Origin of the sequence: Leyella stercorea (assembly GCF_019052365.1) — a bacterium.
Classification (GTDB): Bacteria; Bacteroidota; Bacteroidia; order Bacteroidales; family Bacteroidaceae; genus Prevotella.
The window spans coordinates 1-14,420 of record NZ_JAHQUY010000006.1; the positions used below are offsets into that span (position 1 = coordinate 1).

The 14,420-nt window shown below is 48.3% G+C and carries 16 protein-coding genes; 5 read left to right on the plus strand and 11 right to left on the minus strand.

What is annotated here, in order from left to right:
- Window positions 1-251 precede the first annotated feature (251 nt).
- Window positions 252-1,769, minus strand: a complete 1,518-nt coding sequence (locus tag KTQ90_RS01890; RefSeq protein WP_217317019.1) for a DUF4301 family protein — start codon at window positions 1,767-1,769, stop codon at window positions 252-254.
- Window positions 1,770-1,968: 199 nt separating this feature from the next.
- Here KTQ90_RS01890 and ispE point away from each other — a divergent pair, with 199 nt between their 5' ends.
- The 3 genes from ispE (at window position 1,969) to KTQ90_RS01905 (ending at window position 4,644) form a co-directional block, all read left to right on the plus strand.
- Window positions 1,969-2,814 (plus strand): 4-(cytidine 5'-diphospho)-2-C-methyl-D-erythritol kinase, encoded by an 846-nt coding sequence (gene ispE, locus KTQ90_RS01895; protein WP_217317020.1) that lies wholly within the window; start codon window positions 1,969-1,971, stop codon window positions 2,812-2,814.
- Between the two features lie 87 nt (window positions 2,815-2,901).
- Complete coding sequence (locus KTQ90_RS01900; RefSeq protein ID WP_254359316.1) at window positions 2,902-3,798, plus strand: RluA family pseudouridine synthase; 897 nt, start codon at window positions 2,902-2,904, stop codon at window positions 3,796-3,798.
- A gap of 156 nt (window positions 3,799-3,954) precedes the next feature.
- A complete protein-coding gene (locus KTQ90_RS01905) occupies window positions 3,955-4,644 on the plus strand; it encodes a DnaJ domain-containing protein (RefSeq protein ID WP_217317021.1) in 690 nt (229 codons plus the stop codon).
- A 104-nt stretch (window positions 4,645-4,748) separates the two neighbouring features.
- On the opposite strand, the gene rplT is transcribed toward KTQ90_RS01905, so the two are convergent.
- The 3 genes from rplT to infC form a co-directional block, all read right to left on the minus strand.
- On the minus strand, window positions 4,749-5,093 hold the full coding sequence (gene rplT / locus KTQ90_RS01910; protein ID WP_007903208.1) for a 50S ribosomal protein L20: 345 nt from the start codon (window positions 5,091-5,093) through the stop codon (window positions 4,749-4,751).
- 36 nt (window positions 5,094-5,129) lie between these two features.
- Window positions 5,130-5,327: a 50S ribosomal protein L35 gene (gene rpmI, locus KTQ90_RS01915; RefSeq protein ID WP_022430121.1), complete on the minus strand. Its 198-nt coding sequence runs from the start codon at window positions 5,325-5,327 to the stop codon at window positions 5,130-5,132.
- A gap of 89 nt (window positions 5,328-5,416) precedes the next feature.
- A complete protein-coding gene (gene infC, locus KTQ90_RS01920) occupies window positions 5,417-6,106 on the minus strand; it encodes a translation initiation factor IF-3 (protein WP_022159101.1) in 690 nt (229 codons plus the stop codon).
- 151 nt (window positions 6,107-6,257) lie between these two features.
- Between infC and KTQ90_RS01925 the strand changes: the two genes are divergently transcribed.
- Window positions 6,258-6,566, plus strand: coding sequence for a DUF4491 family protein (locus KTQ90_RS01925; protein WP_217317022.1), 309 nt, complete (start codon window positions 6,258-6,260; stop codon window positions 6,564-6,566).
- Window positions 6,556-7,026, plus strand: a complete 471-nt coding sequence (gene rlmH / locus KTQ90_RS01930) for a 23S rRNA (pseudouridine(1915)-N(3))-methyltransferase RlmH (RefSeq protein ID WP_022159103.1) — start codon at window positions 6,556-6,558, stop codon at window positions 7,024-7,026. The genes KTQ90_RS01925 and rlmH overlap by 11 nt, the downstream gene beginning before the upstream one ends.
- Window positions 7,027-7,132: 106 nt before the next feature.
- Here rlmH and KTQ90_RS01935 read toward each other — a convergent pair whose 3' ends face one another.
- The 7 genes from KTQ90_RS01935 to KTQ90_RS01965 all read right to left on the minus strand — a co-directional run bounded on the left by KTQ90_RS01935 (window position 7,133) and on the right by KTQ90_RS01965 (window position 14,420).
- Window positions 7,133-7,825 (minus strand): LrgB family protein, encoded by a 693-nt coding sequence (locus KTQ90_RS01935; RefSeq protein ID WP_217317023.1) that lies wholly within the window; start codon window positions 7,823-7,825, stop codon window positions 7,133-7,135.
- A gap of 4 nt (window positions 7,826-7,829) precedes the next feature.
- The gene (locus KTQ90_RS01940) at window positions 7,830-8,183 is read right to left on the minus strand and encodes a CidA/LrgA family protein (protein WP_217317064.1); all 354 of its coding nucleotides are present in this window, start codon (window positions 8,181-8,183) and stop codon (window positions 7,830-7,832) included.
- Between the two features lie 413 nt (window positions 8,184-8,596).
- Window positions 8,597-9,958: a histidine--tRNA ligase gene (gene hisS / locus KTQ90_RS01945; protein WP_217317024.1), complete on the minus strand. Its 1,362-nt coding sequence runs from the start codon at window positions 9,956-9,958 to the stop codon at window positions 8,597-8,599.
- Between the two features lie 86 nt (window positions 9,959-10,044).
- A complete protein-coding gene (locus KTQ90_RS01950) occupies window positions 10,045-11,319 on the minus strand; it encodes an adenylosuccinate synthase (RefSeq protein WP_022159107.1) in 1,275 nt (424 codons plus the stop codon).
- Window positions 11,312-11,812, minus strand: a complete 501-nt coding sequence (locus KTQ90_RS01955) for a Fur family transcriptional regulator (protein WP_022159108.1) — start codon at window positions 11,810-11,812, stop codon at window positions 11,312-11,314. Before KTQ90_RS01955 ends, KTQ90_RS01950 begins: the two co-directional genes overlap by 8 nt.
- 47 nt (window positions 11,813-11,859) lie before the next feature.
- Window positions 11,860-12,474: a DNA alkylation repair protein gene (locus tag KTQ90_RS01960; RefSeq protein ID WP_217317025.1), complete on the minus strand. Its 615-nt coding sequence runs from the start codon at window positions 12,472-12,474 to the stop codon at window positions 11,860-11,862.
- 23 nt (window positions 12,475-12,497) lie between these two features.
- Window positions 12,498-14,420, minus strand: coding sequence for a dipeptidyl-peptidase 3 family protein (locus KTQ90_RS01965; RefSeq protein WP_217317026.1), 1,923 nt, complete (start codon window positions 14,418-14,420; stop codon window positions 12,498-12,500).

Sequence of the window (14,420 nt, forward strand, 5' to 3'; positions counted from 1 at the left end):
TAAACCGATCGCCATCATTCAATTCTTCGATACTATTAATACGAGTGAACGTTTGTTCTTCTGCATGCATAGACATGCCTGTTCCCATAATAAGACATACGAGAACAAACAGATAATTGAAAAACTTCAATTTGATAGTCATTTAGTGATTAGTTAAATTAAAAATGGACGAAGGCGTCCAAACATAAACGAGCACACTTCATGCGATTGGTTTTATCACACAAAGTGTGCCAGTCTATATTCTATAATGTTTACTGATGCTGCTCACGAAGCAAGTCATTCACAGTCTTCACGGGGTTGAATGTGCCGATTGGCACCTCAACGAAGATTGTGTTCCAGTCGCTCATTGCGCCATTCCAAAGACCCGGAAGTTCGAGAGCCTTAAGTTCCTTGCCGTTCTTGCTCTTAGAAGAGATGAAGCCTGTCTTCTTGTCGACATACTCCGGAAGGTTGAAGCGATTGCCCTTGTAGTCCTTTGTAGCACAAACAAGGTCAACTGGGTTGAAGTGTGTGCCTTCCTTGAACATGCGTACATACTCCTCGTTGTTTGTATCAATCTGGCTCGACTCAAGAATCTGCGGACTAACAGTTCCGTCGTTGTTGTAGCAGAGGAACGGACCGCCACCAGGCTCGCCTACATTCTTCACTACACCACAAACGCGGATAGGTCTATTGAACTTAGTCTTGAGGTATTCAGCCAATTCGGCATCTGCCAATTCTGCAGCGCCAGCCTTCTTGCAGCACAATGTTGTCTCAACGAAACGTAGCATCTCTGTAAGTTTCTCGCGAGAAGGCACGCCAGCCTCGAGTTCGCGCAGATATTCGAACACCTGCTTCTGTGTGTCAACAAGAACGCCAGCAATAAGCTTCTTGTACAAAACAGTCTCGTCCTTGATTCTATCTGGCACAACGTTGTCGATATTCTTGATGAACACAACGTCAGCCTCAATCTCGTTGAGGTTCTCGATGAGTGCGCCATGACCGCCCGGACGGAACAGCAATGTGCCGTCTTCGTTGCGGAACGGAGTGTTGTCTGTGTTTGCAGCTATTGTGTCTGTGCTCGGCTTCTGCTCAGAGAAACTTACGTTGAACGTAACGTTGAACTTCTTCTCCATGTAAGGCAGACTCTCTGCCACCTTCTTCTTGAAGAGTTCGAGATGGTCGTGCGAAACCGTGAAGTGAATGTTAGCCTTACCGTCAGAGCAAGCATAGAGCGCTGCTTCTACGAGATGCTCCTCCATCGGAGTGCGCGGACCATCCTCATACTGATGGAACAGCAGCAAGCCCTTCGGCAACTGACCATAGTTCAAGCCCTTTGCCTCAAGCAGGTTTGCTACGACAGCCTTATACTTGCCGTGCTTGATAAGGTCGCAAACACATTCGCCTTCGTTCTCCTTGCACTTTGCGCAAAGAGCCTTCTTGAAAGCGAACTTCTTGATATTGTCGAAGAAGAACTTCTCGAAGTCGGTAGTCGGCTCGTCATAGTCGGCAGAAAGGAACGCAAAGAGATTCTTGAACATACGGCTCGCAGCTCCACTTGCCGGCACGAACTTCACGATAGTATGCTGGTCGCTAAGATAAGCGCTCCAATCGTTAACGTACTTCTCAACTTGCGCAGAGTCTGGCGAGAAGATGCCGTTGCCTACTGCTGCTGCAGCTTCAATCTTCAAGAACGGGAATCCTTCCTTAATCTGTGTGAGTTGATGCTCGATAGCCTCGGGTGTAATGCCTCGCTGTGCTATCTGGGTTAAATCTTGGTTAGAAAACATAATATTGTAGTTTTAAGAATTAAATTCAAGACTTGGCTTAACACATACAAATGTAAGGACTTTTTCTCAAATGAGGGAAAAAAACGCCCATTATTTTATGAATTAGAATTCTTATTTATAATTTTGTGGTGATATTATCTCCGACAATGATTGAATCGTATTTGCATACGTGTTTAAACAGCAATTTAAATTATAACTTATGATAAATTTCCCTTGCGCAAAAATAAATCTCGGACTCAACATCACCGAGAAGCGCCCTGACGGGTATCACAATCTTGAAACCGTTTTCTTCCCTATTCCGCTATGCGACGCTTTGGAAGTGCAGACTATGCACGAGGCGTTTCCGTCTAAACTGAACTGCGATCTTAAAGTGACTGGCAATAGTGTGTGTTGCAACGAGGAGGACAATCTCATAACAAGGGCATATAATCTGCTGGCAGCCGACTATAACCTGCCACGAGTTCATGCGCATCTGTACAAGCATATCCCAACAGAAGCTGGACTTGGTGGAGGTTCGAGCGACGCAGCCTTTATGATAAGACTGCTGAATGACAGCTACAAACTGAACATCAGCAAAGAGAACATGGAGAAGTACGCAGCCCGTTTGGGCGCCGATTGCGCTTTCTTCATCGCCTCTGAACCTGCCTACGCAGAGGGCATTGGAGAGATTCTTACGCCGGTTACGATTACCGATAATAATCTAAAAGGCTACAGCATGGTTGTAGTGAAACCGTCATTGGCAATCTCTACAAAGGAGGCGTTTGCACATATCCATCCACAAAAGCCGAGCGTTTCGTGCCGCGACATTGTCGCGCAACCCATCGAGACATGGCGCAACAGACTGACAAACGACTTCGAGGAAAGCATCTTCCCAAACCATCCCGAATTGGCTGCCATCAAAGAGGCTCTGTATAACATGGGAGCGGCTTACGCACAGATGAGCGGAAGCGGCAGCAGTCTGTTCGGCATATTCAAGGAAAAGGCAGACAAATCGGCATTCGAGAAGCAATTCTCCGACTGCAAGGTCTTTGTCCTTGACATTTAATGATTGCAGACCGCAGAATTTCAAGTATTATACATATATTTGTAGCTGATATACAAACAGAATAGAAACTATATAAATTCAAAATAAATGCGCAATACAAACAATACATACAAGACACAAGGAGGCGACAATCTGGTTATCACCGTAAAGGAGAACGCTCCCCTGCTCGAATATCTCATCAATAACGTAAGCGAGAGCCGCTCCAAGTTGAAAGCAACGCTGCAAGGTCGTGGCATTGCCGTGAACGGAAGAATGGTAACTCAGTTCGACTACCAGCTTAAAGCTGGCGACAAGATTATCATCAGCCGCCACAAGAAGCAGAACCAGTTCAAAAGTCGCTACGTTAAGATTGTATACGAAGACAGATGGCTCGTCGTTGTAGAGAAGAATATCGGCATTCTGTCGATGGCAGCAGGCCATTCTTCGCTCAATGTGAAATCGGTGCTCGACGACTACTTCCTGAAGTCGCGCCAGAAATGCCGCGCACACGTTGTACACCGCCTCGACCGCGACACAAGTGGACTCATGGTATATGCCAAGGACATAGAGACAGAACAGATACTCGAGCACAACTGGCATCAGATTGTTTACGACCGCCGCTATGTCGCAGTAGTGAGTGGCGAGATGGAGCAAGACAACGGCACAATCGCCAACTGGCTGAAGGACAACAAGGCATACATCACATATTCGTCGCCAACTGACAATGGTGGCAAATATGCTGTCACACACTTCCAGGTGCTCAATCGCACCACAGAACACTCGCTCGTTGAGTATAAGCTCGAGACCGGTCGCAAGAACCAGATACGTGTACACTCGGCAGACATGGGACATCCCGTTTGTGGCGACGTGAAATACGGCAACGGCGACGACCCGTTGCATCGTTTATGCCTGCACGCATACATGCTCTGCTTCACCCACCCCGCTACGGGCGAGCCAATGGAGTTCTCTACACCTATCCCTACAGCATTCAGAAGTCTGTTCTAACGAAATCAATTCCGTATGTCTGTGCCTAATTGTCAATAAATATTATTTACATTAAGTTTTGTTTTTATTTACACAAAACTACAATTAGGCACAGATTTTGCGTAATGATTAATGAATGATGATACTAACAAAAATATATAATTGGAGGTAAAGACTATGGCATTTATTGATTATTACAAAATACTTGGCGTAGACCGCAACATTCCACAAGACCAAGTGCGCGAAGCTTACCGCAAAAGAGCTAAGCTGTTCCATCCGGATTTGCACCCTAACGACCCGAAAGCTAAGGCTAAGTTCCAGGCGCTGAACGAAGCGTATGACGTTATTTCCGACCCTGAAAAGCGAAAGAAGTACGACCAATATGGCGAACGCTGGCGCGAAGCCGACGCTTATGCACAACAAGGCGGAGCTGGCGGTCAGCAGTATTGGAGCAGCAATGGTGGCGGTTCGCCATTCGAGGGCTTCGACTTCTCAAGCTTCGGCGAGGGCGGAGGAGGCTTCTCAAGCTTCTTCCAGGACTTGTTCGGCGCAAAAGCAGGTCGCACACATAGCCGCACACGCAGTTCGGCACGACAGAATACGGGTGAGATGAACGCCAACGTGAATATCGACCTATACACAGCCCTACTCGGCGGCGAGGTGATAATACAGCTTGGCAACGGATCGAAGATAAAACTGAAAGTAAAGCCCGAAACGCAGAACGGCACGAAGGTGCGCTTGCGTGGCAAGGGATATGACCGCGGCGATGGCACAATGGGCGACCTCATCATAACATACAACGTGAAGTTGCCTACAAACCTCAGCGAGCGACAGAAACAGTTGCTCAGAGAGATGCAACAAGGGTAAACGCAATAAGGGTGACAATGTGCAATACATTGTCACCCTTATTATATTTTGAGAAAATTAAATCTCACCGATAAAGTGAAGTCAGACTCCACAATGGTTTCGATTTACTTTACCTTCTCTACGATAGCCTTGAAAGCCTCAGGGTTGTTAACAGCGAGGTCAGCGAGCACCTTGCGGTTGATCTCGATACCTGCCTTATGGAGAGCACCCATAAGTGTAGAGTAGCTCATATTCTCGAGACGAGCAGCAGCATTGATACGCTGGATCCACAATGCGCGGAATGTGCGCTTCTTGTTACGACGATCGCGGTATGCGTATGTGAGGCCCTTCTCCCAAGTGTTCTTCGCTACTGTCCAAACATTCTTTCTTGCACCATAGTAACCCTTGGTGAGCTTCAGGATTCTTGTTCTCTTTGCTTTTGAAGCAACATGATTGACTGATCTTGGCATAGTTTTTCTTTCCTTTAAATGTTTTGACTAATAAAATTAACGGAGGCAGAGCAAATCACGAACCTGCTTGAGGTTGCTGTTGTCTACGATTGTCTGATGAACCAGATTTCTCTTCTGCTTCTTTGTCTTCTTAGTCAGAATGTGACTGTGATAAGCGTGATGACGCTTGATCTTACCTGTACCGGTAAAGCGGAATCTCTTCTTTGCACCGGAGTTAGTCTTTACTTTTGGCATTTTTTATTAATTTAAAATTGTTATTTATTATATGTGGCAACGCATATACCAAGGCGTTACGCACATTTATCATGTTGTCTTCTTATTGCTTATTCCTCGCCTTTGAGAGCCTTGAGAGCCTCTGCGCTTACTTTTGCGTTAGCAAGAAGTCCGCCGTTTGTCGGCATCTCCTCTACTCCGTTCTCTGCATCCTTAGCAGAACGAGCTTCAGCCTCACGCTTCTCGCGGTCCATCTTCTGCTGACTCTTCTTGACAACGCCAGCCTTCTTCGGAGCGAGATAAAGGAACATCTTCTTTCCGTCGAGCTTCGGAAGCTGCTCTACCTTTGCATATTCCTCAAGATCATTAGCGAAGCGCAGCAAAAGCACCTCACCCTGCTCCTTGAAGAGGATTGAACGACCACGGAAGAAAACGTAAGCACGAACCTTGTTGCCTTCTGTGAGGAACTCCTGAGCGTGCTTCAACTTAAAGTTGTAGTCGTGTTCGTCGGTCTGCGGTCCGAAACGAATCTCCTTGATTTCAACCTTAGCCTGCTTAGCTTTCATCTCTTTAGCATGTTTCTTCTGCTGATAGAGGAATTTGCTGTAGTCAATGAGTCGACAAACAGGAGGTTGTGCGTTAGGAGAGATCTCCACGAGATCCACGCCTTGTTCGCGCGCCATCTCAAGAGCGCTACGAGTCGCCATAACGGTTGAACCACCTTCACTTACTACACGTACTTCCCGAACGCGAATTTGCTCATTCACGCGGTACTGGTTTTTCATTTTGTCATTCTTCATTAAACTATTTTTGATAAGCTAATTCTTTTAAGTGGGTGCAAAGTTACCTATTTTTAGCCGACCAGCAAAATATTTTTGATGCTTTTTTGTCATACAACACGCACATCTTCAATAATTTTTATAATTTTGCATCAAAACACGTATAATTAATATGGAGAATATACATTTTACCGGACTTTCGATAGCTATCAGCACGTTCTTGGTTATCGGACTGTTCCACCCCATTGTCATTAAAGTGGAATACTATTTCGGTGTCCGCCTTTGGTGGATTTTCCTTCTTGCAGGCATTGCATTCATCGTAGGATCGATGCTCACAGCCAACGTCATAGCCTCTTCGATTCTCGGAGTATTGGGAGCCTCTTGCCTGTGGAGCATCGGCGAGTTGTTCGAGCAGAAGCAACGCGTGAAGAAGGACTGGTTTCCTATGAACCCCAAGAGAAAGGAGGAGTATGAAGACTGAGCTGATACTTGTCGGCAAGACCAACGACAAGCTCTACATCAACGGCATCAAGGACTACACGGAGCGCATCTCGCACTACATGCCTTTCAGCATAACCACCATCCCTGCCCTGAAGAACACGAAGAACCTCAGCGAGGACCAGCAGAAGCAGGCTGAAGGCGAACAGATACTGCGACTCATACAGCCTTCAGACACCGTAGTATTGCTCGACGAGCACGGAGCGGAGCGCACCAGTATGGAGATGGGCGCATGGCTTCAGAAAAAGCAGCAGACTGCCCGCCGACTTGTTTTCGTCATAGGCGGACCTTACGGTTTCTCCGACGCCGTCTACAAGCGCTCAGACGAGAAGATTTCGCTCTCGCGAATGACATTCTCGCATCAGATGGTGCGACTGATATTCACCGAGCAGCTGTATCGCGCCTGCACTATCATCAAGGGCGAGAGCTACCATCACGAGTAACACTATAGCGCTCACACGAACAGCCCTATAGCAACAAACAAGGTGCGGGCAGAAATGCTCGCACCTTGTTATTTTATGCTTCTTATTTTAATATATCACAAACGTCCTACACACCCAATAACGGGATGATAGACGGCGTGAGCAGCGATGTAAGAATGCCGTTAAGCGTCAGTCCAAGACTGGCGTATGCTCCGTGTACCGGACTCTTCTCCATCGCCGTAGCCGTTCCCACGGCATGAGCTGCAGTACCCATCGAAAGACCTTGCGCTACAGGCGACTTTACACGCGCAAAGCCCATAGTGCGATAGCCGCACACAGCACACATCAAACCTACGCAAACCACTACAGCAGCCGTAAGCGGAGGAATACCGCCTATACTCTTTGTTACCTCCATCGCAATAGGCGTCGTAACCGATTTTGACGCAAGCGAGAGTATCACCTCGCGCGACGCTCCCATAGCTTTAGCGATATATACTACAGACACGATACCTACTACGCATCCGATAAACTCGCAAAGAAGTATCGGCGTGAGCTGCTTCTTTATCGTAGAGAGCTGCATATAGAGAGGCACACCAAGCGCCACAACAGCCGGACGCAGCCAGAACTCAATCATTTTTCCACTCTGATTATACGTATCATAGCTCACGCCTGTTACCTTCAAGAACACTATAAGGCAGCATATCGACACAAGAATCGGGTTCATCACAACCCAGCCAGTCCAGCGACGCAGCAGCTTACCAAGAAAATAAGTGCCGAATGTGAGCGCTATGAGAAAAAACTCATTTGAGAAATATTCCATATCCTTATCCTTTCAATTTGTCTTTTGCTTTACCGTAAAACTGATGTACCCAACCCGTAACAGCCAACACAAGAATGGTTGACGCCACCGTTGACACGACGATTGGCAGCAGCTGAGCCTTGATAATGTCAAAATAGAGCATGATGGCTACTCCTGGCGGAACGAAAAAGAAGCCAATGTTACCCACAAGAAAATCTGAAATGCTGCGCACCCACTCAAGTCGTATCACCTTCAACTTCAGAAGCAAAGTCAAAAGCAACATTCCGAGAATGCTTGACGGAAGCGGAATGTGAGTGAGATAGATGATAAGCTCACCCAAGGCAAGGCAACCGAAAAGGATTGCCAACTGTCTAATCATCATAATACCTGAAAACCTTTTAAACCTAAATGTTGTTATAAATCGGATGCAAAGTTAAGGTTTTTTAATAACATGACACAACAAAAGCGGCTGTTTTCTTGGCACAAAATCACTTTTCTCCATTTGTTCTTGTTTATTATCTATCGACATGAATACTATTGGTTTATATTTACAACAAATATCGCGACACGGAAACGAACAAAGACCAAAAGAACAGAATGTAAAGGCTCAGTAAAAGTCATCGTGCAGCGGACGGAACCTGATCGGATCGCGGACGGAATCTAATCGGATTGCGGACGGGGTCTGTTCGGATTGCGAACGCTACAACACAAAAAGAGGTGTTTCAAAACCACAAAGCGTAAGTCTTGAAACACCTCTTTTTATATATATATGTATCTTATATACTATGTATGTTATGCCTTAACTGCAGCTATCAGCTCCTCCGGAGTTACGAGAGTCTGCTCGCCGGTAGTCATATTCTTCAATGTGAGCTTGCACTCCGCAATCTCCGACTCGCCAGCAAGCGCCACGAACGGCACCTGCTTAGCGTTGGCATAAGCCATCTGCTTCTTCATCTTCACGCTGTCCGGATAAATCTCTGTGCGTATGCCAGCCTCGCGACACTGACGCAGAACCGGCAGACAGTAAGCGCTCTCCTTCTCGCCGAAGTTGATGAAGAGCAGCTGTGTGCCGTTCACCGCTTCCTTCGGATAAAGGTCAAGACCGCCAAGCACATCGTAGATACGGTCGGCACCAAACGAGATGCCTACACCGCTAAGACCAGGAAGTCCGAAGATGCCGGTAAGATTGTCGTAGCGACCGCCACCTGTGATAGAACCGATTGCGTAGTCGAGAGCCTTCACCTCAAAAATAGCACCGGTATAGTAGTTCAGACCGCGTGCAAGTGTGAGGTCGAGGTCAATCTGATTGTGCAAACCGCAAGTCTTCAGCGTGTCGAGGATGAAGCGTGTCTCCTCAACGCCCTTCAAGCCAACCTCCGAACCAGCGAGAACCTCTGCGATAGTAGCGAGTTTCTCGTCGTTAGTACCAGCAAGAGCGATTATCGGCTGCAGTTTCTCGATAGCGTCCTCCGATATGCCAACACGACGAAGTTCCTCATTCACGTTGTCGATGCCAATCTTGTCAAGCTTGTCGATAGCTACCGTGATGTCAACAATCTTCTCAGCCTCGCCTATCACCTCAGCAATACCGGTAAGAATCTTGCGGTTGTTAATCTTGATAGCCACACGGATGCCGAACTTTGTAAACACGGTGTCTACAATCTGCATCAGCTCCACCTCGTTGAGCAGCGAGTCGGAACCTACAACGTCGGCGTCACACTGATAGAACTCGCGATAGCGGCCCTTCTGCGGACGGTCGGCACGCCATACCGGCTGAATCTGGTAGCGTTTGAACGGAAGCTGAATATCCTCGCGGTGCTGTACGACGTAGCGCGCAAACGGCACGGTAAGGTCGTAGCGCAAGCCCTTCTCGCAAAGCTTCGAAGCGAGATGCAGCGAGTTGCGGCCGAGCAGTTCCTCGTCGTCAATCTTTGCAAGGCAGTCGCCCGAATTAAGAACCTTAAAGAGAAGTTTGTCACCCTCTTCGCCATACTTGCCCATGAGAGTCTGCAATGTCTCCATTGCCGGAGTCTCTATCTGCTGGAAGCCGTAGAGAGCGTAAACGCTGCGAATTGTGTCGAATATATAGTTGCGCTTCGCCATCTCAACCGGCGAGAAGTCGCGTGTACCCTTGGGTATACTTGGTTTTGCCATTAATAATTTAGAGTTATTGAATTAAAAAAGCTAAAGAAGTTAAAGCTACTTGCTGCAACTTTAACTTCTTTAGTTCAGTTATTTTTTTACTTTCTTACGATAGTCTGTGCGCGGTCCGGACCGATAGAGATGATGCGGATAGGAGTCTCAAGATACTCCTCGAGGAACTTCACATAGTCGTTGAACTCCTGCGGGAACTGATCTTCAGATGTGAACTTTGTCATATCCGTGTTCCATCCCTTGAACTCCTTGTACACCGGTTTAGCGTCGTAGAGCTCATAAGGCAGGTCGGTGGTCTGTGTACCGTCGGGCAACTCGTATGCTACGCAAGCCTTGACAACGGGGAAGCTGTCGAGCACGTCGCTCTTCATCATGATAAGCTCTGTTACGCCGTTGATCATGACAGAATACTTAAGCTGAACGAGGTCGCACCATCCACAACGACGCTCACGACCGGTAACAGCGCCATACTCGTGACCGAGGTCGCGAATCTTTGCGCCTGTCTCGTCAAAAAGTTCTGTCGGGAACGGACCTGAACCAACACGTGTGCAGTAAGCCTTCATGATGCCGTATACGTTGCCGATGCGGTTCGGGCCGACACCCAAGCCGATGCAAGCACCTGCGCAGATAGTGTTAGAAGAAGTAACGAAAGGATAAGAACCGAAGTCTACGTCGAGCATTGTGCCCTGAGCACCCTCGCAGAGGATGTCCTTGCCCGAGCGCAGAATCTTGTTGATCTCGTGCTCGCTGTCCACAATCTGGAACTGCTTGAGATACTCGATGCCTTCCATCCAAACCTTCTCCAACTCAGTGATGTCGAAGTCGGTATAGCCGAGTGCTGCAATCTGCTTCAGGTGAGCAGCCTTGTGAGCCTCATACTTCTCCTGGAAATTGTCGAGGATATCGCCAACACGCAAGCCGTTGCGCGAAACCTTATCTGTGTATGTCGGACCAATGCCCTTACCGGTTGTTCCCACCTTATTCTTGCCCTTCGAAGCCTCGATAGCGGCATCGAGCACACGGTGTGTAGGCATGATGAGGTGTGCCTTCTTAGAGATGTGCAGACGACTCTTCAGGTCGTGACCACTCTTCTCCAAGTCCTTCGCCTCATTCATGAAAAGGTCGGGAGCGAGAACCACGCCATTGCCGATAATGTTCACCTTGCCACCCTGGAAAATACCAGACGGGATGCTACGGAGGACATACTTCTGACCTTCAAACTCGAGGGTATGACCAGCGTTCGGACCACCCTGGAAACGTGCGATAATATCATACTTAGGGGTCAGTACGTCTACTACCTTACCCTTGCCTTCATCGCCCCACTGCAATCCGAGCAGGACATCAACTTTACCTTTATTCATTTTTATCAATATTTGATTTCTTCGTTCCTTTTAAGTTGTTCTTCTTGCGTTTGCTTCGTGTCTGGCACGTCTGACATACTCCGTAAAAATACACAGAGTAGTATTCTTTGCGGAAACGTTTCAGGCGCACGCTTTCGAGCGCTTTTGCCACTTCCGGCACGTCCAGCTCAACCACTTTGCCACATACCGTGCATGTCTGGTAGCAATGGTTGGACGTGTCGCAGCATGCTTCGTACTTTGTCTCTGCCTGAAACCTATGTCTTACCACAAGACACAACTTAACAAACAGATTGAGCGAGTTGTAGAGCGTGGCTCTGCTCACATGGAAGTTCTGCACCGCCATACGCTCCGCAAGCTCTTCCATAGTGAAAAGTCCTTCAATATCGTATATCGTATCGAGGAGCGCGAACCTCTCCGTAGTCTTCCTACAGTTGTTCTCTTCTATGTATTTGGTCAGCGCAGCGCGTGCTGCCGCTTTTTTATCGTTTTCCATCAATATGCAAAGTTACATTATTTTGGGAAAGTGACCAAAAAGAAACACTAAAAAGCGCCAAATCCTGCCTCTTTCAACAATTGTGTAGCCTCTTTAGCCTGTTCTGTATCAGTAGACGAAACATAATCGAGACATTTGACGAGCGGATGAAGCAGTTGGCGGTCGGCACTTTTAAGGTCGATTGCGGCTTTCTTGAACAGCGCAGCATACAGTTGCGGTGTACATTCGTTATTGCGCTTCAACAGACGGCATACGAGGTTGTAAGCACAGATGCGCACCAGCTTATCTTCGTTCGCAAGCAGCATCAGCGAGAACTGTTCTGCCTCCGTCATGTGCTGGAAAAGATTGAATACAGCCGTCTCTGCCATCTCTACTGTCGACAACGTAGCAGCCCACTCCATCGCCTCGCTTGCCGTAAAGTCGGCAGCGGGCATGATGAGCGTAGCCAGTATCTTGCACTCGCGTATATTCTCCTGCCACAGAGCCGCAGCAAGTGCCTTGTCCTTGCCGTACTGCTCTGCCATGTGTCGCAAATCCATCTGCGACACTCCCCAATTTATCTTATAGTCGAGTCCTTTCTGTCGCATCGAAGTCGACGTTACGCCGTTCATATACAGACGAAAAGAACGCTTAATCTGTTTTACCTGTTCGGATGTTTCCATGTCACACATTATATTATATATAACTAAAGATAGCCATACTCTTTCGAGTAGCGCAGCATCTGCTCGTCGTAGGCTTCTGTATAGTCGAGGCGCACATCGGTAGCGTTGCCTTCGCTGTCGCTCACGAGCTTCATCTTCGGGTTCAGGAACCCCTTGTACGGCGCTATGCCGAGCGACTTGTAGCGTGCCAGAAGTTCTTCGTGCAACTTCGGCTCTACGTGTATTGCGTAACGCTCTACGAGTTGCTTTGCAGCCTCGAAGTCGCCTTCGCTCTTTATGCGCTGGATTTCTGCAAGCAGTTTGGCGAACGCCTCACGCAACTGCTCGTAGTCGCTCACTTCCACGTAGGTTTTCTCCTCATGTTTCACGAGTCTTACTGCCGACGGATAGTGCTCCAGCGTCCAACGGGCTATGAGAGCTCTGTTGCGCATGTGCGCTTCCTCAATCTCGTTCCCTGGCTGGATGCGAGTGAGCTGAGTAAGCAGACCGTTCATCATGTATGTGTAGTACTGCGACTTGTATGCTTCTGCATCGGGCACGAGACCCAGTTCTACGAGCTTTGCATCAGCTATGTAGTACAGGCCGAACAAATCGGCGCGTGCTTCTTCTATCGTGCTGCCGTACGAACCGAGTGCGTCTGCCGACACTCCTGCGAGCAGTTGTCCCGATCCGTGTCCGAGACATTCGTGCAGGTCGGTATGCAGGTCGTCACATACGTCACCATATTTCTCAATCAAGGCGCGTGTCGCTTCGTCGGCTACGAACTCCTGCAGGAAACCATTGCCTTTAGCCGCCTGATTATATGCGTGTGTCAGATTGCCTATCGTTATACTCTTCGAACCGTAGCGCGCTCTTATCCAGTCGGCATTGGGCAAATTGATGCCTATCGCCGTAGACGGATATTCGTCGCCGCCGAGCATCGCCGAGCATACCACGTTAGCCGTCACGCCGACAACCTGCGGCTTTCGGAAGCGAGGGTCTACGGGCGAGTGGTCTTCAAACCATTGTGCATTCTTGCTGATGGTCTGCGTGCGTTGCGTTGCCACCATGTCCTTGTACGTCACGATGCCTTCCCACGATGCCTTCATGCCGAGTGGGTCGCCATACACTTCTATGAAGCCGTTGATAAAGTCAATGCGTCCTTCGTGCTCTTTCAGCCATTCTATTGAATAGGCGTCGAACTTGCGGAGGTCGCCTGTTCTGTAGTAGTCTACGAGCATACCGATTATCTTCGCTTGAAGCTCGTTCTCTGCCACTTCCGCCGCTTTCTCGAGCCAGTAAATGATATGCTTTATCGCATCGCCATAGAGTCCGCCTTCGTGCCACACATCTTCCTTCAGCATGCCGTCAGCTGTCTTGCGGAGCGTTGTGTTGAGTCCGTATGATATCGGCATTGGGTCGTTCTCGTCGCGCATGGCCTCGTAGAAGTCTTCCGCTTCCTGCTGTGTCACTCCCTCGTAATAATTACATGCAGATGTCTGCACGAGATCGTCACCGGCTTTCTGGTTTACACGCTTTGGCTGAATAGTAGGGTCGAATATCACCTTGCAAAGCTCATCGATATTCTCGTCTTCGCAACCGCAACAGTCCACAACCTGTCTGAAGTATTCCTCAGTAAAAGCTGGAACAAACTTCTCGCAGCCGTAATGGTGGTGTATGCCGTTCGAGAACCACACTCGCTTAAGGTATGTCTCCAACGCCTTGTACTCTACCGTCGTGCGGTCGCCTTCGTAGCGTTCGTATATAGCTTCGAGCACTTTGCGTATGCGCAGATTGTAGCGTCCGAACTGGTCGGTTGTTATGTCGCGTCCGCAGAGCGTTGCCTTGGCGAGGTAGTATATGTATAGCTTCTGACGCAGGGTCAGCGCCTCAAAACCGTCGAGGCGGTAGCGTAGCATCTGTATGTCGGCAAACCGCTCGTCGGTATATCTGAATTGTTCTGTCAT

Excerpts from the sequence above, each read along its gene's own strand:
- rpmI (WP_022430121.1), bottom strand. The coding sequence starts at position 5,327 with ATGCCAAAAGTAAAGACTAACTCCGGTGCAAAGAAGAGATTCCGCTTT.
- KTQ90_RS01955 (WP_022159108.1), bottom strand. The coding sequence starts at position 11,812 with ATGGAAAACGATAAAAAAGCGGCAGCACGCGCTGCGCTGACCAAATAC.
- ispE (WP_217317020.1), top strand. The coding sequence starts at position 1,969 with ATGATAAATTTCCCTTGCGCAAAAATAAATCTCGGACTCAACATCACC.
- KTQ90_RS01925 (WP_217317022.1), top strand. The coding sequence starts at position 6,258 with ATGGAGAATATACATTTTACCGGACTTTCGATAGCTATCAGCACGTTC.
- hisS (WP_217317024.1), bottom strand. The coding sequence starts at position 9,958 with ATGGCAAAACCAAGTATACCCAAGGGTACACGCGACTTCTCGCCGGTT.
- KTQ90_RS01890 (WP_217317019.1), bottom strand. The coding sequence starts at position 1,769 with ATGTTTTCTAACCAAGATTTAACCCAGATAGCACAGCGAGGCATTACA.
- rplT (WP_007903208.1), bottom strand. The coding sequence starts at position 5,093 with ATGCCAAGATCAGTCAATCATGTTGCTTCAAAAGCAAAGAGAACAAGA.
- infC (WP_022159101.1), bottom strand. The coding sequence starts at position 6,106 with ATGAAGAATGACAAAATGAAAAACCAGTACCGCGTGAATGAGCAAATT.
- KTQ90_RS01960 (WP_217317025.1), bottom strand. The coding sequence starts at position 12,474 with ATGGAAACATCCGAACAGGTAAAACAGATTAAGCGTTCTTTTCGTCTG.
- KTQ90_RS01965 (WP_217317026.1), bottom strand. The coding sequence starts at position 14,420 with ATGACAGAACAATTCAGATATACCGACGAGCGGTTTGCCGACATACAG.
- rlmH (WP_022159103.1), top strand. The coding sequence starts at position 6,556 with ATGAAGACTGAGCTGATACTTGTCGGCAAGACCAACGACAAGCTCTAC.
- KTQ90_RS01905 (WP_217317021.1), top strand. The coding sequence starts at position 3,955 with ATGGCATTTATTGATTATTACAAAATACTTGGCGTAGACCGCAACATT.
- KTQ90_RS01900 (WP_254359316.1), top strand. The coding sequence starts at position 2,902 with ATGCGCAATACAAACAATACATACAAGACACAAGGAGGCGACAATCTG.
- KTQ90_RS01935 (WP_217317023.1), bottom strand. The coding sequence starts at position 7,825 with ATGGAATATTTCTCAAATGAGTTTTTTCTCATAGCGCTCACATTCGGC.
- KTQ90_RS01940 (WP_217317064.1), bottom strand. The coding sequence starts at position 8,183 with ATGATTAGACAGTTGGCAATCCTTTTCGGTTGCCTTGCCTTGGGTGAG.
- KTQ90_RS01950 (WP_022159107.1), bottom strand. The coding sequence starts at position 11,319 with ATGAATAAAGGTAAAGTTGATGTCCTGCTCGGATTGCAGTGGGGCGAT.